The following is a 19,794-nucleotide window of genomic DNA, read 5'->3' as shown; positions in this document are numbered from 1 at the left end:
GCCGTGGCCGATCCCCTCAGCCGTAGTGACAGACGTAGTCGAGGAGTTCGGTCACCTCGATGTCGAAGCTGCTCTCGCCGGGGACGGAGAACGAGTCGCCCGCTGTGTACTCCCGCCACTCCTCGGTACCAGCAAGACGGATCCGACAGCGGCCCGCCTGGATGTCCATCGTCTCGGGGTTGCCGGTGCCGAAGGTGAGCCTAGCCGGGAAGATCACTCCGGCCGACTTCCGCGTGCCGTCGGAGAGTGTGAAGGAGTGGCTCACACAGCGACCGTCAAAATAGACGTTTGCGGCCGTGTTGATAGATACGTTGGTATAGGAGGTCACGCGCGCATTGTACTGATCAGGTCTTTATGTGGCAGCCTGGGACCAAAGAACGGCGCTATTTTGCGGGCTCGCATACTGGCGCTTCCGCCTCGATCTGGTGGCGCTTCCAGGGGAGTGTCTGAGACGAACCACAATAATGCAATCTGGACCCAGAAGAGCGGGTCGGCGATGTCTTGGTAGAAGAGATTGAACGCGATGACGCCGAGTGCCAGCCAACGTCTCCGCGAGCGCAACGGGCCGACGGTGAGGGCTACGACTGCGATGAGTCCGACCACGCCTGTCTCGAAAAGCATGGTGATGAAGAGTGAATGGTAGTTTGCGTATATGTCCTGCGGAAAAATGTCCTGCAGGTAGAGATATGACTGACCGTAGCCGTGGCCTGTCAGGAAGTGCCAGTCGATAGTGCTGCCGTCCCAGCCGCGGTGTAGAAGTTCGAGATGCGATCGAGCGGATCCGTCTTGGCGGCTCAATCGCGTGTCGATGATGGAACGAGCTCCCAACTCATCGATCCAGGTACCTCGAGCGAACCAAACCAAGGTGAAGCCGCCAAGCACGAACCAAAGCACCCGCTCGGCCTGCGGCATCTGGCGCACCATCGTGCCGATCGCGGCAGCAAGGATGATGAAGAAGACGATCAAGCCGCTGCGCGACAACGTAAGTGCTGACATGACCAGGCCGACGCTCAAGATGCCGTACTGCGTCCAGCGGCGGTAGGGCCGCGACGTGACCGGGTCTGCCAGCAGCAGATAGGTGAAGAAGGCGATCGCTGGGACGGCTCGATTGGGATCTGTACAGGCCCCTGTGAAACGGAAAGCATCGGCACCAAGGGGTGAGAGTGTCCCGTTTACGACGCCGCTCCAGTGCTCGCCGAGCCCAATCCGGGCTCGCACTAGGACCCACTGGTAAAGATCGAAAATGGCGTAGATCGCGAGTCCGATGTATGCGCCTCGGCGCACCGCACGCCAGTTCTCACTCCAACGAATTAATGCAACGAGTGAGACGCCGGCGCTCATTTGGACGACCAGAAGTGCTGACCGTGCAAGCCCGTGTCCTGGGGGTCCGAAGAAGAGTGAGGTGAGCACCGCCAAAACCACAACGCTCAGCCACATCGCGCCGCGCTTACCCCGGAGTGAGACCGCCCCGCGGTCTTCGCTACGAGTTGTCAGCACGTGAAGCATCGTCGCGGTAAGGACAAAGGGTGCGAGCGCGAGGAACGGAGTCAGAGCGAACGGACCGGCGCCCGCCAGGAAATCGACCCGGTCAACGAGTACCAGACTGATGCCGAGGGTGATGAGGATGTCGAAGCGTGGCTTCTTGTGGAGCGTCCCGAGCACCGCCTCAGCCTAGACCAGGCGGAGGGGTCCGGTGAGCGCTTCAGTGGTCTTGGCGACCAGCCTGAAAGGCTGAGCCGGTCCAGATCACTAGCCCCGGCGCCAGAGCCGGACGCAGACACCGATGACGATCAACCAGCACGCCAGCACGAACAGGTCGTCGAGGTGGACGCCGTGGGTGGTGTTGCCGAAGCGCAGGATCACCGGGCCGGAGATGCGCGAGTGCCCAGCGACCCCGAACAGCAGCATCACCGTGACCGCCGCGGCGGTGACCAGGCTCAAGACGCGGTGATGCATCCGGCAAGGATGCCCGAGGCCCGCGCTCTTTACCCATTCGCCTGCGCGGATGTGACGACCGCCATAACCTCGCGGGCATGGTGAATTTCGCATTTCGGCCGTTCCGGGTGCTGCTCGCCGTCGTGGCGACGGGCGTGCTCGTGGGCGCGTTCGCCCTCCTGTCCATGCCCGCACAGGCGGGTCAGGGTCCGCACCTCACGCTCAAGGCCTCGTCGCACCGGATCACCACCTCGGGGCGGGTCGCGCTGACGGCGCACGCCACGCACCGGGGGAGTGCGACCGGCGTTGTGCTGGAGCAGAAGAAGAGCTCGGGGTGGAAGGAGGTCGACGCGTTCCCGCGGGCCGCCGGCGGCCGGGTCACCGAGTCCCACCTGCCCCAGGGCACGATCCGCTACCGCGCGGTCCTGGAGGATGCGGCCGACAGCGTCCTCGCCGTCAGCCCGGTCGTGACGATCCACGTCACAGCGCCGGCCAAGGCGTCGGGGTCGTCCCAGCCGGCCTCGCACTCCTGCACCCGCACGAGCAGCGGCAGCTGCATCCAGGGCGGCGAGTTCTGCAAGCAGTCGATGTACGGACAGGTCGGCTACGACGCGTCGGGCCGCTCGTGGGAGTGCACCGGCGACCACACCCACCCGCACTGGGAGTGAGAGCAGCGATGCCTCCCCGGCCCGGCCGGGGAGGCATCGCTGCTATCGGTGTTCTCGGCGCGCCGAGCCGACGGGGCGTCAGCCGTTGATCATGCCCGCGCCGACGGTGACGCCGGTCGCCTCGTCGATCAGGATGAACGAGCCGGTGGTGCGGTTCTTCGAGTAGGGGTCGGCCAGCAGCGGCAGGGTGGTGCGCAGCTGGACGCGGCCGATCTCGTTGAGGCCGAGCTCGCCGGAGGACTGGTCGCGGTGCAGGGTGTTGACGTCCAGGCGGTACTGGATGTCCTTGACCAAGGCGCGGCCGGTCCGGGTGGTGTGCTTGATGGCCAGCTTCTGCCGGGGCTGCAGCGGCGTGTTCGTCATCCAGCAGACCATCGCGTCGATGTCCTGCGTCGGGGTCGGGGCGTTCTTGACCCGGGCGATCATGTCGCCGCGGGAGACGTCGACGTCGTCCTCGAGCCGGATCGTCACCGACATCGGCGGGAAGGCCTCGGGGACCTCCTGGTCGAACAGGTCGATGCCGGCGATCTTCGAGGTCATGCCGCTGGGCAGCACGATGACCTCGTCGCCCTTCTTGAACACGCCGCCCGCGAGCTGTCCGGCGTACCCCCGGTAGTCGTGGTGCTCGTCCGACTTCGGCCGGATGACGTACTGGACCGGGAAGCGGGCGTCGACCAGGTCGCGGTCGGAGGCGACGTGGACATGCTCGAGGTGGTGCATGAGGGTCGGCCCGGAGTACCACGGCATGTTCTGCGAGCGGTCCACCACGTTGTCCCCGGCGAGCGCCGAGATCGGGATGACCTCGAGGTCGGGCACGTTCAGTTTCGTGGCGAACTGGGTGAACTCGGCGTGGATCTCGTCGTAGATCTCCTGCGACCAATCGACCAGGTCCATCTTGTTGATGCACAGCACCAGGTGCGGGACCCGCAGCAGCGAGAGCAGTACGGCGTGACGCCGCGACTGCTCGGTGAGTCCGTGACGGGCATCGACCAGCACCAGACCCAGGTCGGCCGTGGAGGCGCCCGTGACCATGTTGCGGGTGTACTGCACGTGGCCCGGGGTGTCGGCGATGATGAACTTGCGGTTCGGCGTCGCGAAGTAGCGGTAGGCGACGTCGATGGTGATGCCCTGCTCGCGCTCGGAGCGCAGGCCGTCGGTGAGCAGGGAGAGGTCGACGTAGGCGTGACCCTTCTGCTCCGAGGTGCGCTCGACCGCTTCGAGCTGGTCGGCGAAGATCGACTTGGAGTCGAAGAGCAGTCGCCCGATCAGGGTCGACTTGCCGTCGTCGACGGAGCCGGCGGTGGCGAAGCGGAGCAGGTCCATCGGCTTCTTCTTGGTCTGCACAGTCTCGGTGGCCATCAGAAGTAGCCCTCCTTCTTCCGGTCCTCCATGGCCGCTTCGGAGAAGCGGTCGTCGCCTCGGGTCGCGCCCCGCTCGGTGACCCGGGCGGCAGCGACCTCCTCGATGATCTCGTCCAGCGTCGACGCGGTCGACTCCACGCAACCGGTCAGGGTGAGGTCGCCGACCGTGCGGAACCGGACGGTGCGCTCCTCGACCGTCTCGCCGGGCCGGCAGGGGTTGAACTCCGACTCGGTCAGCAGCATCCCGTCGCGCTCGAAGACGCGCCGCTGGTGGCTGAAGTAGATGCTCGGGATCTCGATCTGCTCACGGCGGATGTAGTCCCAGATGTCGAGCTCGGTCCAGTTCGAGATCGGGAAGATCCGCATGTGCTCGCCCTCGTGCAGCCGCCCGTTGTAGAGGCTCCACAGCTCGGGTCGCTGCATCTTCGGGTCCCACTGGCCGAACTCGTCGCGGTGGGAGTACACGCGCTCCTTCGCCCGGGCCTTCTCCTCGTCGCGTCGGCCGCCGCCGAAGGCGGCGGTGAAGCCGTTCTCCTCGATGGCGTTGAGCAGGGTGCCGATCTGCAGCCGGTTGCGGCTCGTCTTGCCATCGTCCACGACGACGCCGTTCTTGATGGCGTCCTCGACGCTGGCCACGATCAGGCGTACGCCGAGCCGGCTCACCCAGTTGTCGCGCGTCTCCAGGACCTCGGGGAAGTCGTAGCCGGTGTCGACCTGCAGCACCGGGAAGGGGATCTTGGCCGGGTAGAAGGCCTTCTCCGCCAGCCGCATCATCACGATGCTGTCCTTACCGCCCGAGAACATCAGCACTGGCTTCTCGAACTCGGCGGCGACCTCACGGAAGATGTGGATCGACTCCGCCTCCAACTGGTCGAGCTGACTCAGCCGGTAGTCGGTATGGGTGGACGTCATGGCGGGCACTCTAGCCGGGGGCTCCCCGGTCGAGAGACTTCGGCCGTCCGAATTTCACACTTTCTCAGTGTTCGTCAGGCGTGAACGTCTTGCTATCGTGAACGATCGTGGCGGTGGAGACGACAGCGGAGACGACGGTGGAGTCGCTGGTCGAGGCGGCCCGCTCCCGGCTGGCGTCGTGGGGCGTGGACTGCTCGGTGCGCTTCGAGCGCGCGCCGGCGGTGCGCGCCGACGCCACCCTCGCGCTGCGGTGGGGCGGCTCCCGGCAGCGCTTCGCCGTACATGCCGTGCCGGCGGTCCGGCTCGCGGCGGTGCTGGCCGCGGCGGCGGAGGCGACCGCGCCCGTCCTGGTCGTCGCGCCGTGGATCTCACCGAGGCTCGGCGAGCAGCTGCGCGCGATCGGGGTCGGGTACGTCGACGCCGCCGGCAACGCATCCATACGGTTCGCGACGGTGCTCATCGAGGTGTCGGGGCGCAAGCGCATCCGCCTCGACGAGCTCGGGGAGCACGCGGACCCCGAGCCCGCCGAGGTCCGCAGCGGGCGCCTGCTGACCCCCGCCAACAGGCGCGTGATCGCGGCGCTACTGGCCGACCCGGAGCTGGAGAGCGCGCCGCTGCGCGAGCTCGCCGCGGCGGCGGGCGTCTCGGTCGGGCAGGCGCACAAGAGCGTGACGCTGCTCGCCGGAGCCGGCTACCACCGCGGCCGGATGGACGCGGGACAGCGGGCAGCGCTCGCCGGCGTACTGGATGCCGTCGCTGCCCTCGGCGAGTGAGCCGATGCGTATGCTCCCTGCCATGAGGATCGCGGTGGTCGGGACGGGTTACGTCGGTCTGTCGATGGCGGTGCTCCTGGCCCGGCACAACACGGTCGTGTGCTTCGACATCGACCCCCAGCGGGTGGCGATGCTGCAGCAGGGCCGCAGCCCGATCGAGGACGCGGACATCTCCACCCGCCTGGCCGCGCACAACCCGACCGAGCGCGAGCTGGACCTGACCTTCACCCTGGTCAAGGAGCAGGCGTACGCCGAGGCCGACTACGTGGTGATCGCCACCCCGACCAACTACGACGAGACCACCAACTACTTCGACACCTCCTCGGTCGAGGGCGTGATCGCCGACGTGACGGCGATCAACCCGACCGCCACGATGGTGATCAAGTCGACCGTCCCGGTCGGGTTCACCGCGGATGCGGCCAAGCGGCTCGGCACCGACAACCTGATCTTCAGCCCCGAGTTCCTGCGCGAGGGCCGGGCGCTGCACGACAACCTGCACCCGTCACGGATCGTGGTGGGGGAGCGCAGCCCCCGGGCGCAGCGCTTCGCCGACCTGCTCGCCGAGGCGGCCGAGGACTCCGACGTACCGGTGCTCCTGACCGAGTCCACCGAGGCGGAGGCGATCAAGCTCTTCGCCAACACCTACCTGGCGATGCGGGTGGCGTACTTCAACGAGCTGGACACCTTCGCCGCCCTGCACGGCCTCGACACCCGCCAGATCATCGACGGCGTCGGGCTCGACCCGCGGATCGGCACGCACTACAACAACCCGTCCTTCGGGTACGGCGGCTACTGCCTGCCCAAGGACACCCTCCAGCTGCAGGCGAACTACCGCGACGTGCCGCAGAACCTCATCTCGGCCATCGTCGCCTCCAACACCACCCGCAAGGACTTCGTGGCCAGCGACATCCTCGCCCGCGGCCCGAAGGTGGTCGGGATCCACCGGCTCATCATGAAGGCCGGCTCCGACAACTTCCGGGAGTCGTCGGTGCAGGGCGTGATGAAGCGGCTCAAGGCCAAGGGGGTCGAGGTGCTCGTCTACGAGCCCGAGCTGCACGAGCCGACGTTCTTCGGGTCCGAGGTGCTGCACGACCTCGCCGAGCTCAAGCGGCGCTCGGACCTCATCGTGGCCAACCGGCGCACGCCTGAGCTAGCCGACGTCGAGGAGCTCGTCTACACCCGCGACCTGTTCGGCAACAGCTAGCGCCGGTCGAGCAGGTCGAGCAGGTAGGCGCCGTAGCCGGACTTCACCAGCGGCTGTGCCAGCTCGGCCAGCTCGTCGTCGGAGAGCCAGCCCATCCGCCAGGCGACCTCCTCGGGCGCGCCGACCTTGGTGCCCTGGCGGTGCTCGATCGCTCGGATGTAGTTGGCCGCCTCGTTGAGGTCCTCGACGGTCCCGGTGTCGAGCCAGGCCGAGCCGCGGGGCAGCACCTCGACATGCAGCGTGCCGGCCTCGAGGTAGATCCGGTTGAGGTCGGTGATCTCCAGCTCGCCGCGTGCCGACGGCTTCAGCGAGCGCGCCAGCTCGACCACGGAGCTGTCATAGAAGTAGAGACCCGGGACGGCGTAGGGGCTGCGCGGCTTCGCCGGCTTCTCCTCCAGCGAGATCGCCTTGGAGTCCTCGTCGAACTCGACCACGCCGTACGCCGTCGGGTCGGCGACCCGGTAGCCGAACACGGCCGCGCCCTGCAGGTCCTCGAAGCGGCGCAGCCGCGTGCCCATCCCGTCGCCGTAGAAGATGTTGTCGCCCAGCACGAGCGCGACCCGGTCACCCTCGGCCAGGAAGCCGCAGTCGGCCCCGATGGTGAACGCCTGCGCGAGCCCGTCGGGGGAGGGCTGCTGCTGGTAGGTGATGCGGACGCCGAACTGCGAGCCGTCGCCGAGCAGCCGCTCGAAGGCCACGGCGTCGTGCGGGGTGGTGATCACCAGGATGTCGCGGATGCCCGCCAGCATCAGCGTGGAGAGCGGGTAGTAGACCATCGGCTTGTCGTAGACGGGCATCAGCTGCTTGCTGACCGCGAGGGTGATCGGGTGCAGGCGCGAGCCGGTGCCGCCGGCCAGGATGATGCCCTTCATGGGCCCTACCATAGGGGCCGTGAATCGCATCCTGGTCACCGGCGGCGCCGGCTTCATCGGCTCGAACTTCGTGCACTACCTGGTCGAGAACACCGACCTGGGGGTGACAGTGCTCGACAAGATGACCTACGCCGCGAGCAAGGAGGCGATCGCCGGACTGCCCTCGGACCGGGTCTCCCTGGTGGTCGGCGACATCGCCGACGCCGAGCTCGTCGACGGTCTGGTCTCCTCGCACGACGCGGTCGTGCACTACGCCGCGGAGTCGCACAACGACAACTCGCTGAACGACCCGAGCCCGTTCGTCCAGACCAACATCGTCGGCACGTTCCAGCTGCTGGAGGCGGTGCGCAAGCACGGGGTCCGCTACCATCACATCTCCACCGACGAGGTCTACGGCGACCTGGAGCTGGACGACCCGCAGCGGTTCACCGAGGCGACGCCGTACAACCCCTCCTCGCCGTACTCCTCGACCAAGGCGGGCTCCGACCTGCTGGTCCGCGCCTGGGTGCGCTCCTTCGGCGTGCAGGCCACGATCTCGAACTGCTCGAACAACTACGGACCCTGGCAGCACATCGAGAAGTTCATCCCGCGCCAGATCACCAACGTCATCGACGGCGTGCGGCCCAAGCTGTACGGCGCCGGCCTCAACGTCCGTGACTGGATCCACGCCAACGACCACTCCTCGGCCGTGCTGAGGATCCTGGAGAAGGGCGTCATCGGCGAGACCTATCTCATCGGCGCCGACGGGGAGATGAACAACCTCGAGACCGTCAAGCTGATCCTGCGGCTGATGGGTCGCGACGAGTCTGACTTCGACCACGTCACCGACCGCGCCGGTCACGACCTGCGCTACGCGATCGACTCGACCAAGCTGCGCACCGAGCTCGGCTGGAAGCCGACGTTCCAGGACTTCGAGTCCGGGATCGCCGACACGATCCGGTGGTACCGGGAGAACGAGGACTGGTGGCGACCCAAGAAGGCGGCGATCGAGGCGGCGTACGCCGCGAAGGGGCAGTGATCGTGGCGCAGACCGGCCCGACCGAGCTGAGCGTGACCGAGACGCCGATCCCCGGCCTGCTCGTCGTCCGGCTGCCACTGCACGGCGACAGTCGCGGCTGGTTCAAGGAGAACTGGCAGCGCGCCAAGATGACGGCGTTGGGCCTGCCCGACTTCGGTCCGGTGCAGAACAACATGTCGTTCAATGCGGCGCGCGGTGCCACCCGCGGCATCCACACCGAGCCCTGGGACAAGTTCGTCTCGGTGGCCACGGGGCGGGTCTTCGCGGCCTGGGTGGACATGCGTGCGGGTGACTCGTTCGGGGCGACGTACTCGGTGGAGATCGGGCCGGACGTGGCGGTCTTCGTCCCGCGCGGTGTCGGCAACTCCTACCAGGCGCTCGAGGACGGCACCGTCTACTCCTACCTGGTCAACGACCACTGGCGCCCCGGCTTCGCCTACCCCGCCCTCCACCTCGCCGATCCGACCGCCGCGATCGCGTGGCCGATCCCGCTCGACTCCGAGGAGGTGGAGATCTCGGCCAAGGACCTGGCCAACCCGACCCTCGCCGAGGTCACGCCGATGCAGCCCAAGAGGACGCTCATCCTCGGCGCCGGCGGGCAGCTGGGCCGCGCGCTGGCGGCGGTCTTCCCGGACGCCGAGCAGGTGGATCGCAGCCGGCTCGACATCACGTCGGCGGCGGCTGTGGAGGCATGGCCGTGGCACGAGTACGACGTGGTCCTCAACGCGGCCGCCTACACGGCCGTCGACCAGGCCGAGACCGACGCCGGACGGGTCGCGGCCTGGACCGTGAACGCCGTCGCTCCGGCACTGCTGGCGCGGGTGGCGACCGAGCACCGGCTCACGCTGGTGCACGTCTCCTCGGACTACGTCTTCGACGGGGTGATCCCGACAGGCTCGACCGACGAGGGGCACACCGAGGACGAGCCGTTCTCGCCGCTCGGCGTGTACGGCCAGTCGAAGGCCGCCGGTGACATCGCTGCCGCGACCACGCCGCGGCACTACGTCGTGCGGACCTCGTGGGTGATCGGCGAGGGCAACAACTTCGTCCGCACGATGGCCGGGCTGGCGGGTGACGGGGTGTCACCGAAGGTGGTCTCCGACCAGATCGGCCGGCTCACCTTCACCAGCACGCTGGCCGACGCGATCGCACACCTGGTGCGCTCGCGCGCGCCGTACGGGACCTATCACGTCTCGAACGCGGGCGAGCCGCTGTCGTGGCAGCAGATCGCCGCCGAGGTCTTCGAGCTCTCCGGTCGCGCACGCGAGGACGTGAGTGCGACGACCACGCAGGAGTACTTCGCAGGAGCGGCCGCGGCCGGCAGGCCGATCAGCCCGCGCCCGCTCAACTCGGTGCTGTCGCTGGCGAAGATCCGCTCGGTCGGGTTCGAACCGGAGGACCAGCTGGAGATGTTGAAGGGCTACCTGGCCTGACTGCGGCGCCTGCGTGGTGCGCCTTCCATGCAGGGGAAGGCGGTCCGGTGGCGCTTTCAACGTCCTGTCCGCCCGGGAAGGTGTCCAGCACCGCTGAACAGGTGCGCAATCCGCCACGACACCGTCCGTGACGGCGAAAGTCGTTCAGCGGGAGAGCAGCATCAGCACCTCGTGATGACCGGTGTGCGGGAACATGTCGAGCAGCTGCGCCGACACCGGCCGCAGGGAGGGCATCGCCGCCAGGTCGCGGGCGAGCGAGTCGACGTTGCAGGAGGAGTAGACGACGTGCGGCACGCCCGACTCCTCCAGCCAGCCCGCGAGCGTCGGGCCGATGCCGCGACGGGGTGGGTTCACCACGACCAGATCGGAACGCGACGCGAGCGGCTGCTCGGTGATCCAGCGGGTCACGTCGGCGGCGATCCATGCCGTCCTCCCGGCTGCCAGGGCCGAGCCCGTGTGGCCGGTGGGGCCCGTCGAGGCCAGCTCCGTTGCGGAGATCCGAGCGGACTCGATCGCCTGCTCGCTGATCTCGACGCCGACCACCGACCGTCCCGGCCCGGCCAGGTGCAGGCCGAACCCGCCGACGCCGCAGTACAGGTCCCAGACGGTCGACGGTGCCACCGTGTCGACCAGCGCCGCCGCCGAGCGGTAGAGCGTGGCGGCGACCTCGGTGTTGGTCTGGAAGAAGGACTGCGGCCGCAGGTGCAGGTCGATGTCGTTGACCCGCATCCGCAGCGTCTCGCCGTACAGGGCGATCTCGTCGGAGCCCTCCAGGATCGCCTTGTGCTCGGGCTGGAGGTTCACCGATGCGACGGCGATGCCGGGGCCGGTCAGCCGCGCCTCCTCGAGCAACGCCGGCAGCCGGGAGCGCAGCCGGGCCAGCGCCTCGGTGGAGCGCAGCACGAACCGCACCATGAGCTCGCCGTCGGGCGACTCGGTCACGATCAGGTGCTTGAGCTCGCCGGTGCGCCGGGGGACGGCGTACGGCGTGAGTCGCGCCGCGGTGATGAAGCGCGCGAGCATCGGCAGCGCCCGCTCCAGGCCGGGCTGGTGCAGCCCGCAGCCCTGCAGGTCGACGCCCAGACCGTCCGCGTCGAGGATCCCGAGCGTCGGCTCCTCGACCGTGCCGGCGACGACCATCTTCGCCTTGTTGCGGAACCGCGCCTCGGCCGAGGCGACGGCGGGCGCCCAGGCCAGCCCCGGGGCCACCTCGGCGAGCGCCGTGACGACCCGGTCCTGCTTGCGGGCCAGCTGGACGGAGTAGGGCGTCTCGAGGAACGTGCACGAACGGCACACGCCGGCCTCGAAGTAGCCGCACCTCATCGCGCAGGCACCGGCTCCCGCAGCCAGGCGTCGATGTCGGTGAGGATCTCGGCCTGCACCGAGGGCGGCGCGCTCGAGGCGCGGACCGACATCCGGGCGAGCTCGGCGAGGGTCTCATCACCCAGGTCGTGCGCGGCGCGCACCGCTGCGTACTGGCCCAGCAGGCGGGAGCCGAACAGCAGCGGGTCGTCGGCGCCGAGCGCGATCGTCGCTCCGCCCTCGAGCAGGGTCGGCACGGGCACCTCGGCCAGCGAGGAGTAGACGCCGAGGGCGACGTTCGAGGTCGGGCAGACCTCCAGCGCGATGCCGGCCTCGGCGACGCGCTCGAGCACCGCCGGGTCCTCGGCCGACCGCACGCCGTGACCCAGCCGATCGGCGTGCAGCGCGTCCAGGCACACCGCTACGTGCTCGGGACCGCGCAGCTCACCGCCGTGCGGCACCAGCCGCAGGCCGGCCCGCTCCGCGATCGCGAACGCCGGGGCGAACTCACGCGTCGATCCGCGCCGCTCGTCGTTGGAGAGCCCGAACCCGACCACGCCACGGCCGGCGTACTGCGCGGCCAGCCGGGCGAGCGTGCGCGCGTCCAGCGGGTGCCGGGTCCGGTTGGCGGCGATCACCACCGCGATCCCGAGGCCGGTCTCCCGCGATGCCACCGCAACCGCGTCCAGGACCAGATCGGTGAAGGCGGTGATCCCGCCGAAGCGGGCGGCGTACCCGGAGGGATCCACCTGGATCTCCAGCCACCGCCCGCCCTCGGCCACGTCGTCCTCGGCCGCCTCGCGGACCAGCCGGTAGACGTCGTCCGGGGTGCGCAGGACGGACCGTGCCACGTCGTAGAGCCGCTGGAAGCGGAACCAGCCCTTCTCGTCGGCCGCCGACAGCGGCGGCGGCCACTGCGAGACCAGCTGCTCGGGCAGCCGGATCCCGTCGCGCTCCGCGAGCTCCAGCAGCGTGGCGTGCCGCATCGACCCGGTGAAGTGCAGGTGGAGGTGCGCCTTCGGGAGCGCGGCGAGGTCGCGGTTCCCGAGGCGCTCGCCGGCACCCGCTCCTCGACCAGCGGTCACGAAAACAGCTTCTGCAGCCGCGTGATGCCTTCCGCGAGGTCGTCGTCGCCCAGCGCGTAGGAGAGCCGCAGGTAGCCGGGAGCGCCGAACGCCTCGCCCGGCACGACAGCCACCTCCGCCTTCTCCAGGATGTGCTCGGCGAGCTCTGCCGAGGTGGCGATCCCGGTGCGCTCGAGCAGGCCCTTGACCGAGGGGAACACGTAGAACGCGCCCTGGGGCGTCGGGCAGACCACGCCGTCGATCTCGCTGAGCATGCTGACGATGGTCCTGCGGCGACGGTCGAAGGCGACCTTCATCTCGTCCACGGCCGTCAGGTCCCCCTCGAGGGCGGCGATGGCGGCGCGCTGCGAGACGTTGGCGACGTTCGAGGTGGCGTGCGACTGCAGGTTGGTGGCGGCCTTGACCAGGTCGGCCGGACCGACCATCCAGCCCACCCGCCAGCCGGTCATCGCATAGGTCTTGGCGACGCCGTTGAGGATGATCGTGTACGGCGCCAGCTCGGGGCACAGCGTCGCGATCGAGCCGGTGTCGACGCCGTCGTAGAGCAGGTGCTCGTAGATCTCGTCGGTGACGACCCACAGGCCCTTCTCCACCGCCCACGCGCCGATGGCCCGGATCTCGTCGGCCGTGTAGACCGAGCCGGTCGGGTTGGACGGGCTGACGAAGAGCAGCACCTTGGTGCGCTCGGTGAGCGCCTCCTCGAGCTGCTCGGGAGTGACCTTGTACTCCTGGGTCTCGTCGGCGAACACCTCGACGGCCACCCCGCCGGCGAGCTGGATGCACTCGGGGTAGGTGGTCCAGTACGGCGCCGGCAGCAGCACCTCGTCGCCCGGGTCGAGCAGGGTCGCGAACGACTCGTAGACCGCCTGCTTGCCGCCGTTGGTCACCAGCACCTGCGACGGGGTGATCTCGTAGCCCGAGTCCCGCAGCGTCTTGGCGACGATGGCGCTCTTCAGCTCCGGCAGGCCGCCCGCGGGCGTGTAGCGGTGGTTCTTCGGGTCCCGGGCCGCGGCGACGGCCGCATCGACGATGTAGGAGGGCGTCGGGAAGTCCGGCTCGCCGGCGCCGAAGCCGATCACCGGGCGGCCCTCGGCCTTCAGCGCCTTGGCCCGGGCATCGACCTTCAGGGTCGCCGACTCGGCGATGGCACCGATGCGCTGGGAGACACGACGTTCGCGGGGGAGGCTCATGGCGTCATCGTATCGAGCGGGGTCGGCGCAGTGGCACCGAGATTCCCGCTCGCGCGGCTCACGCCGCCGGCGGTGACGGCCTCGCCGCAGAACGTGCAGACGACCTCCGCATGCAGGATCGCACCGCAGCTGTGCTGCAACACCAGCGGCGGTCCGGCCGGGCCCGCCAGGTGCTCGTCCCCCCACTGGCGCAGCATCGCCACGATCGGAGCGAGCGTCCGGCCCAGGTCGGTGAGGTGGTACGACGAACGCGGGGGGTGCTCGGAGTAGCGGCGGCGCTCGACGAGCCCGTGGTGCTCCAGGGTGCGCAGTCGCCGGGTGAGGATGTCGCGCGGCGCTCCGGTGAAACGCGCGATCTCCTCGAAGCGCTCGGTGCCGAGCAGCAGCTCGCGGATCACCAGCAGCGACCACTTCTCCCCGATCACGTCGAGCGTCTTGGCGATGGAGCAGTCGCGGACCTCTGCGGAGATGGCCATGACACCAGTCTACGTCGGTTGGAATATCCAACTGACTTCGTTCGGTTGTCCAACCGACTCACTCTCCTCCTGAAGGGACCACCTCATGACCTCCATCGAGAACGCGATCGTGCTCGTCACCGGTGCGAACGGAGGCCTGGGCCGCGAGTTCGTGCGCCAGGCGCTCGAGCGCGGCGCGGCCAAGGTCTACGCAACAGCGCGCACGCCGCAGAGCTGGGACGACGACCGCGTCGTACCGCTCGCACTCGACATCACCGACCCCGCCTCGGTCAGCGCCGCCGCTGCCGACGCCGACGACGTCACCGTGCTGATCAACAACGCCGGCGCGGCCAGCGGCGCCTCGCTCCTCGGCGACGAACTGGAGGCCGCCAGGGAGCTCTTCGAGACCAACTTCTGGGGACAGCTGCGCGTCACCAACGCGTTCGCTCCGGTGCTGGCGAACAACGGCGGCGGCGCGCAGGTCAACGTCCTCTCGGTGCTGTCCTGGCTCGGCATCGCCGACGCCTACAGCGCCACCAAGGCGGCGCTCTGGTCGGCGACCAACTCCCAGCGGCTCGCGTTCTCCGGCCAGGGCACCCAGGTCCTCGGCCTCCACCTGGGCTACACCGACACCCCGATGACCAAGGACGTCACAGCGGAGAAGAACGATCCCGCCGACGTGGTGCGAGCGGCCTACGACGGGCTGGAGGCGGGGGCGCACGAGGTCCTCGCCGACGACGTCAGCCGGCAGGTCAAGGCCGGTCTCGCCGCGCCCGTCGAGGCGCTCTACCCCCAGCTGGCCCACTAGGACGACCAGGCTGGGCCGCCGCCGGACTCAGGCGGCGACCCAGCCCAGGGCCGGTGCGACCGTCTCGGCCAGGTCACGCACCAGCCGGACGTTGTCGGACAGGGTGAAGGCAGGCGGCAGGAACAGCACCAGCTCGTCGGCCTGGGCCAGGCCCGGGTCGGCGAGCACAGCCTCGGTCACCTGCTCGGGCGTGCCGTGGAAGACAGGGCTGATCTGCATGCCCTGCGGGAGGTCGGCGGAGACGACCGGCTGCAGGGCACCCTTCGGCCGGGAGGCGGCCATCCCCTCGGTACGGCGCTGCAGGTCGTAGCCGGCGTACCTCTCCCGGAGCTCGGGGGTGGTGCCGGGCAGCACCGAGGCCGCGACGGCGACCGAGGGCGGCTCGCCGCCCTGCTGCTCGCGCCACGCGGTGCGGTAGGTCTCGATGACGCGGCCCTGGTACTGCGAGTAGGTCTCCCCGGGCGGGATGTCGTGCAGGACGGTGCCGACGATCAGACCGATCCCGAGCTCGGCGGCCTGGAGGGCCGAGCCGATGCTGGAGGACCCCTGCCGCAGCCGCGAGCGCAGGGTCGGGCTGTGCGGCGTCACCCGCAGCTCGGTGCCCACCGGAGCGCCCTGCCCAGGACCGTCGACGGTGTGCAGGGTCGTGCCAGCGACCGCGTCGAGGAACTGCACCAGGCGACGGCGGGCCTCGGTGCGGGCATCGGTCGCGACAGCGCCGAAGACCGCATCCCAGGCCGCGTTGGCGCCGGTGGCGAGGGCCAGCTCGAGCCGCTCGTCGACCAGCAGGTCGGCCACCCCGGCGGACTCGGCCAGCAGGATCGGGTCCTGGTAGCGCATGGGCAGCACCGCACTGCCCAGCGAGATCCGCTCGGTGTGCTGGCCGACGGCGGTGAGGAACGGCACCGGTGAGGACAGGTAGTGGTCGAAGTGGCGCTGGTAGACCCACCCCGACTGGTAGCCGGCCGCTTCGGCGGCCTTGAACAGCTCGATGCCGTCGCGCAGACCCTGTGCCGGACCACTGTCGTCGCTGAAGGAGACCCGGGTGTTGAACCCGAGCCGCCGCTTGGGCCGGAAGCCGGGCGGCAGCGAGGTCTCGGTGCCGGTCGGACTGGTGAACGCGGTCATGGATGTACTCCTGTCGGTGGTGGGCAGCTACGCAGCGCCGGCCCGGCGTGGTGCCAGGCGGCGACCAAGGCGGCGTAGGGGCCGTCCTGGCGGACGAGCTCGTCGTGGTGGCCCTGCTGGACCAGGCGGCCGTCGTCGAAGAGCAGGACCCGGTCGGCGGCGGCAGCGGTGTTCATCCGGTGGGCGATGGAGATGCTGGTGCGGTCGCGGGTCAGGGCCCGCAGCGCCGCCTGGACGGCCACGTCGGTCGCCGGATCGATGCCGCTGGTCGCCTCGTCGAGGACGACCAGGTCCGGATCGACCAGGGCTGTCCGGGCCAGCGCCACCAGCTGCCGCTCGCCGACGGACAGGCGCTCGCCCCGCAGGCCGACCCGCGTCAGCAGCCCGTCCGGCAGTCCGGCGAACCACTCGCCGAGCCCGAGCGCTTCGACCACCCGCACCACGTCGCTGTCCTGCGCCTGCGGCGAGCCGAGCCGGACGTTCTCGGCCAGCGTCGCGTCGAAGAGGAACGGGTCCTGCGGCACGATCACCACCCGCCGCGTGACCGAGGCGTCGGCGAGCTCCGCGCGCGGCACGCCGCCGAGCAGCAGGACGCCGGCTGCCGGCTCCAGCCGGCCGGTGACGAGCTTGGCGAAGGTCGACTTGCCCGATCCCGTCCGCCCGACGACGGCCACGTGCTCGCCGGGCCGGATCAGCACCGAGACCTCGTGCAGCACCGGCGGACCCTCGCCGTACCGTGCCGAGACCGAGCGCAGCTCGACCTCCACCGGCCCGGGCGCCAGCGGCCGCCCGAGCCGTACGGCGCTGGGCGTCACGGCGATCTCCAGCGCGCGCCGCCAGCCGGTCAGGGCGTTCTGCGCCTCGCCGAGGCTCTGCACGAGGAACTGCAGCGGTCGGACGAAGAACGTCACCAAGAAGACCATCGCCACCACCTCCCCGACGCTGAGGCGCGGATGGGCGGGGTGGCCGAGCAGGGCCCACCAGACCCCGCCGAGCACCACCGTCACGGTCATCGTGGAGATGGCCACCTCGCCGAGCGAGGTGTTGGCATGCAGCGGTGCCAGGGTGCGCAGCTGGCTGTCGCGGGCGCTGTCGACGGCGGCGTCCAGGCGCCGCCGGGTGCGCTCGTCGGTGCCCGTGGAGCGGATCACGGCCGCCCCGATGATCGACTCGGCCACCACCGTCTGCAGGTGGCCGACCTCGCGCCGGGCGACGTCGAAGCGGCGGGCGATGACGCGCTGCAGGCCGAGCATCACCCCGAGGAGCAACCCGGAGAGCACGAAGACCGGGAGGGCGAGCTGCCAGCTGTAGCCGAGCATCACCGCGCCGGCGATGACGAGCTGGGCGCCGTTGGTGACGAACTGGATGCCGCCGCCCTGCAGGAACGTGGTGACCTGGTCGACGTCGCTGGTCAGCCGCGCCACGAGGTCGGCGCTCGGGGCGCGGTCCGCGGTCACCGGCGACATGTCGTGGATGCGGGACAGCGCCGTGCGGCGCAGGACGGCCAGCGCGCTCTCGACCCGCACCTGGAGCCGCCGGTTGAGCAGCATCGAGGACGCGCCGGCGACCAGCAACGCACTCCCGCCGAGCAGGACCGCGCGGGTCACCGAGGCCGAGGTGACGCCGTCGTCGATGGCCTGCTGGACGCTCAGCGGAGCGACGATGCGGCCCGCGCCCGCGAGCAGGGCGAGCAGCAGCGTCGCGAGCGCTCCCTCCCGCAGCACCGGGGAGACCGAGACGGCGATCCGCGCCAGCCGCAGCGGCCCGACGGGCGAGCTGGCCGTCCCGCTGAGGTCGGCCAGACCGGAGGCGCCGAGAGGGACGTCGCGCTCAGGAGGCGTCCGCGGCAGCTTCGAGGGCATCGGCTCCGTCACCCCCCGCCGGCTGGTAGGCCGTCACGATCCGGACGTAGTCCGGCCGGGTGGCGAGCAGGTCGTGGTGGCGTCCCGAGGCGGCCACCCGGCCGTTGCTCAGCAGCACCACCTGGTCGGCCAGCGCGAGCGCGCCCGGGCGGTTGGCGACCAGCAGCACCGTCGGGCCGCCGTCGGCCACCAGCCGCGCCAACGCGTCGAGGACCTGACGCTCCACCCGGGGGTCGAGCGCCGAGGTGGCGTCGTCGAGCACCAGCAGCCCGGGTGCGCGGAGCAGTGCCCGGGCCAGGCACAGGCGCTGGCGCTGGCCGCCCGAGAGCGTCGCGCCGCGCTCGCCGACAACGGTGTCGAGACCGTCGGGGAGCCGGCGCACGAGGTCGTCCGCTGCCGCGACCTCGAGGGCCGCCCACAGTTCGTCGTCGCGATAGGGACGGTGCTCGCGCGGATGGCCGGACAGGGTCAGGTTGTCGCGGATGCTCTCGGCGAAGAGGAACGGGGACTGCGTGACGACGGCGACGCTCTCGGGCACGGTGCCCCGGGCGAGACGCCGTACGTCGATGCCGTCGAAGCGCACGACTCCCGCATCGGGCGGGACCTGCCCGCCCGCCACCTGGAGCAGCGTCGACTTGCCGGCGCCGACCGCGCCGACGACAGCCGTCACCGAGCCCGGCGGCAGCGTCAACGAGACGCCCTCCAGGATGCTGCGGCCGGCGGGCGAGACGCCGACGCCGGTGAGCGTCACCGCGAGCGCCTCCCGCCGAGGCAGCCCGTCCGCGCCGAAGCGGTCGGTGCCCGGGTCGTCCAGCACCGAGCCGACCCGCTCGGCCCCGGCCGAGGAGAGCGGCAGCATGGACAGGAAGCGACTGATCACGTTCAGCGGGATCGAGATCGTCAGCAGGAGGTAGACGGTGCCGACGAGATCGCCGACCGTCAGCGCGCCGTTCTCGACCTGGGGTGCTCCGGCTGCGAGCACCGCCAGCACGGCTACCGTCGGCAGCAGCTCCAGGACGGGATCGAAGACCGAGCTGACCCGTGCGATCCGGAGGTTGGCCTCGCGCAGCCGGTCCACCGCCGTGCCGAAGCGCTCCTCCTCGGTCGCGGTCAGCCCGAGGCTGCGCACCACCGGGTCGCCCTCGACCGACTCGTGGGCCAGCGCTCCGACGGCCGCCCGTGCGGCCTGCCCGGCGCGGGTACGCGGTGCCAGCAGGCGCTGGTAGACCAGGTTCGCGCCGAGCACCAGCACGACCAGACCCGCACCGACGGCGCCGAGCACCGGGGAGCGCTGGAACATCTGGGCCAGCGCGAGCAGCAGCATCACCACCATGCCGAGGGCGAAGTAGGCCCACTGCATCGGCGCCCAGGTCGCGTCCACGTCGGAGACGGCGTGCGCGAGCAGCTGACCGGGGGAGCGCTGCCGGTGCCAGCGCAGCTCGAGGTCGAGGTAGCGGCGTACGACCGCCCGGCGGGTCTCGGCCTGCGCGCGATACTGCACCCGGCCGGTGGCGAGCCCGCGCACGAAGATGGTGCTCCAGCGCACCGCCGAGATGCCGAGGATCGCACCGGCCCCGGCCCACCAGGTGCTCGCCGCCACCGGATGGCCGGTCAGCGCGGGCGTGACCAGATGGTCGGTGGTCCAACCGATCGCCCCGGCCCCGAACACCATCGTGGCGCCGTTGACGACGCCTGCCAGGGCGGCGACCGCAGCCGCGCGGGGGTGGGCGCGCGCCCCGTCGAACTGCGTCGCCAGGGCCGAGCGCCGCGGCGCGGCGCTCATCGAGA

At 70.3% G+C, this 19,794-nt stretch carries 19 protein-coding genes; 6 read left to right on the top strand and 13 right to left on the bottom strand.

Annotated elements, in window-relative coordinates; genetic code table 11:
* Positions 1-16: 16 nt before the first annotated feature.
* The 3 genes from ppnP to P5P86_RS19115 form a co-directional block, all read right to left on the bottom strand.
* Entirely contained in the window at positions 17-328 is a 312-nt protein-coding gene (ppnP, locus tag P5P86_RS19125; RefSeq protein WP_280609038.1) for a pyrimidine/purine nucleoside phosphorylase, read from the bottom strand.
* Positions 325-1,662, bottom strand: a complete 1,338-nt coding sequence (locus P5P86_RS19120; RefSeq protein ID WP_280609037.1) for an O-antigen ligase family protein — start codon at positions 1,660-1,662, stop codon at positions 325-327. Before P5P86_RS19120 ends, ppnP begins: the two co-directional genes overlap by 4 nt.
* Positions 1,663-1,749: 87 nt before the next feature.
* The gene (locus P5P86_RS19115) at positions 1,750-1,956 is read right to left on the bottom strand and encodes a hypothetical protein (protein ID WP_280609036.1); all 207 of its coding nucleotides are present in this window, start codon (positions 1,954-1,956) and stop codon (positions 1,750-1,752) included.
* Positions 1,957-2,033: 77 nt separating this feature from the next.
* Between P5P86_RS19115 and P5P86_RS19110 the strand changes: the two genes are divergently transcribed.
* A complete protein-coding gene (locus tag P5P86_RS19110) occupies positions 2,034-2,603 on the top strand; it encodes a hypothetical protein (RefSeq protein WP_280609035.1) in 570 nt (189 codons plus the stop codon).
* Between the two features lie 78 nt (positions 2,604-2,681).
* Here the strand turns inward: P5P86_RS19110 and P5P86_RS19105 are convergent, their stop codons facing one another.
* Both P5P86_RS19105 and cysD read right to left on the bottom strand, forming a co-directional pair.
* Positions 2,682-3,962 (bottom strand): sulfate adenylyltransferase subunit 1, encoded by a 1,281-nt coding sequence (locus tag P5P86_RS19105; protein WP_280609034.1) that lies wholly within the window; start codon positions 3,960-3,962, stop codon positions 2,682-2,684.
* Positions 3,962-4,876, bottom strand: coding sequence for a sulfate adenylyltransferase subunit CysD (gene cysD, locus P5P86_RS19100; protein ID WP_280609033.1), 915 nt, complete (start codon positions 4,874-4,876; stop codon positions 3,962-3,964). Before cysD ends, P5P86_RS19105 begins: the two co-directional genes overlap by 1 nt.
* A gap of 113 nt (positions 4,877-4,989) precedes the next feature.
* On the opposite strand from cysD, the gene P5P86_RS19095 reads away from it, so the two are divergent.
* Both P5P86_RS19095 and P5P86_RS19090 read left to right on the top strand, forming a co-directional pair.
* Positions 4,990-5,649, top strand: coding sequence for a hypothetical protein (locus P5P86_RS19095; RefSeq protein ID WP_280609032.1), 660 nt, complete (start codon positions 4,990-4,992; stop codon positions 5,647-5,649).
* Between the two features lie 22 nt (positions 5,650-5,671).
* Positions 5,672-6,853, top strand: coding sequence for a nucleotide sugar dehydrogenase (locus P5P86_RS19090; RefSeq protein ID WP_280609031.1), 1,182 nt, complete (start codon positions 5,672-5,674; stop codon positions 6,851-6,853).
* Here the strand turns inward: P5P86_RS19090 and rfbA are convergent.
* Complete coding sequence (gene rfbA, locus P5P86_RS19085) at positions 6,850-7,725, bottom strand: glucose-1-phosphate thymidylyltransferase RfbA (protein WP_280609030.1); 876 nt, start codon at positions 7,723-7,725, stop codon at positions 6,850-6,852. The two genes, P5P86_RS19090 and rfbA, sit on opposite strands and share 4 nt — an antisense overlap.
* A 19-nt stretch (positions 7,726-7,744) precedes the next feature.
* Between rfbA and rfbB the strand changes: the two genes are divergently transcribed.
* Both rfbB and P5P86_RS19075 read left to right on the top strand, forming a co-directional pair.
* Positions 7,745-8,743: a dTDP-glucose 4,6-dehydratase gene (gene rfbB / locus P5P86_RS19080; RefSeq protein ID WP_280609029.1), complete on the top strand. Its 999-nt coding sequence runs from the start codon at positions 7,745-7,747 to the stop codon at positions 8,741-8,743.
* 2 nt (positions 8,744-8,745) lie between these two features.
* Positions 8,746-10,176, top strand: a complete 1,431-nt coding sequence (locus tag P5P86_RS19075) for a sugar nucleotide-binding protein (RefSeq protein WP_280611291.1) — start codon at positions 8,746-8,748, stop codon at positions 10,174-10,176.
* Between the two features lie 144 nt (positions 10,177-10,320).
* On the opposite strand, the gene rlmC is transcribed toward P5P86_RS19075, so the two are convergent.
* The 4 genes from rlmC to P5P86_RS19055 form a co-directional block, all read right to left on the bottom strand.
* On the bottom strand, positions 10,321-11,499 hold the full coding sequence (gene rlmC, locus P5P86_RS19070) for a 23S rRNA (uracil(747)-C(5))-methyltransferase RlmC (RefSeq protein ID WP_280609028.1): 1,179 nt from the start codon (positions 11,497-11,499) through the stop codon (positions 10,321-10,323).
* The gene (locus tag P5P86_RS19065; RefSeq protein ID WP_280611290.1) at positions 11,496-12,464 is read right to left on the bottom strand and encodes an adenosine deaminase; all 969 of its coding nucleotides are present in this window, start codon (positions 12,462-12,464) and stop codon (positions 11,496-11,498) included. Before P5P86_RS19065 ends, rlmC begins: the two co-directional genes overlap by 4 nt.
* A 95-nt stretch (positions 12,465-12,559) precedes the next feature.
* Positions 12,560-13,753, bottom strand: coding sequence for a pyridoxal phosphate-dependent aminotransferase (locus P5P86_RS19060; RefSeq protein WP_280609027.1), 1,194 nt, complete (start codon positions 13,751-13,753; stop codon positions 12,560-12,562).
* Positions 13,750-14,229 carry a winged helix-turn-helix transcriptional regulator gene (locus P5P86_RS19055; RefSeq protein WP_280609026.1) on the bottom strand — a complete coding sequence of 160 codons (480 nt, stop codon included), beginning with the start codon at positions 14,227-14,229 and terminating at the stop codon, positions 13,750-13,752. The genes P5P86_RS19060 and P5P86_RS19055 overlap by 4 nt, the downstream gene beginning before the upstream one ends.
* Before the next feature lie 85 nt (positions 14,230-14,314).
* Between P5P86_RS19055 and P5P86_RS19050 the strand changes: the two genes are divergently transcribed.
* Positions 14,315-15,016 (top strand): SDR family oxidoreductase, encoded by a 702-nt coding sequence (locus P5P86_RS19050; protein WP_280609025.1) that lies wholly within the window; start codon positions 14,315-14,317, stop codon positions 15,014-15,016.
* Positions 15,017-15,043: 27 nt separating this feature from the next.
* On the opposite strand, the gene P5P86_RS19045 is transcribed toward P5P86_RS19050, so the two are convergent.
* The 3 genes from P5P86_RS19045 to P5P86_RS19035 are packed head-to-tail and all read right to left on the bottom strand — an operon-like array spanning position 15,044 to position 19,789.
* A complete protein-coding gene (locus tag P5P86_RS19045) occupies positions 15,044-16,144 on the bottom strand; it encodes an LLM class flavin-dependent oxidoreductase (protein ID WP_280609024.1) in 1,101 nt (366 codons plus the stop codon).
* Positions 16,141-18,018 carry an ABC transporter ATP-binding protein gene (locus P5P86_RS19040; RefSeq protein WP_280609023.1) on the bottom strand — a complete coding sequence of 626 codons (1,878 nt, stop codon included), beginning with the start codon at positions 18,016-18,018 and terminating at the stop codon, positions 16,141-16,143. The genes P5P86_RS19045 and P5P86_RS19040 overlap by 4 nt, the downstream gene beginning before the upstream one ends.
* Positions 17,975-19,789, bottom strand: coding sequence for an ABC transporter ATP-binding protein (locus P5P86_RS19035; RefSeq protein WP_280609022.1), 1,815 nt, complete (start codon positions 19,787-19,789; stop codon positions 17,975-17,977). Before P5P86_RS19035 ends, P5P86_RS19040 begins: the two co-directional genes overlap by 44 nt.
* Between the last annotated feature and the right edge of the window lie 5 nt (positions 19,790-19,794).

The organism is Nocardioides sp. BP30, assembly GCF_029873215.1.
Classification (GTDB): domain Bacteria; phylum Actinomycetota; class Actinomycetes; order Propionibacteriales; family Nocardioidaceae; genus Nocardioides.
The sequence above is the reverse complement of the archived record's forward strand: the minus strand, read 5'-3'. Positions and strand labels throughout refer to the sequence as shown.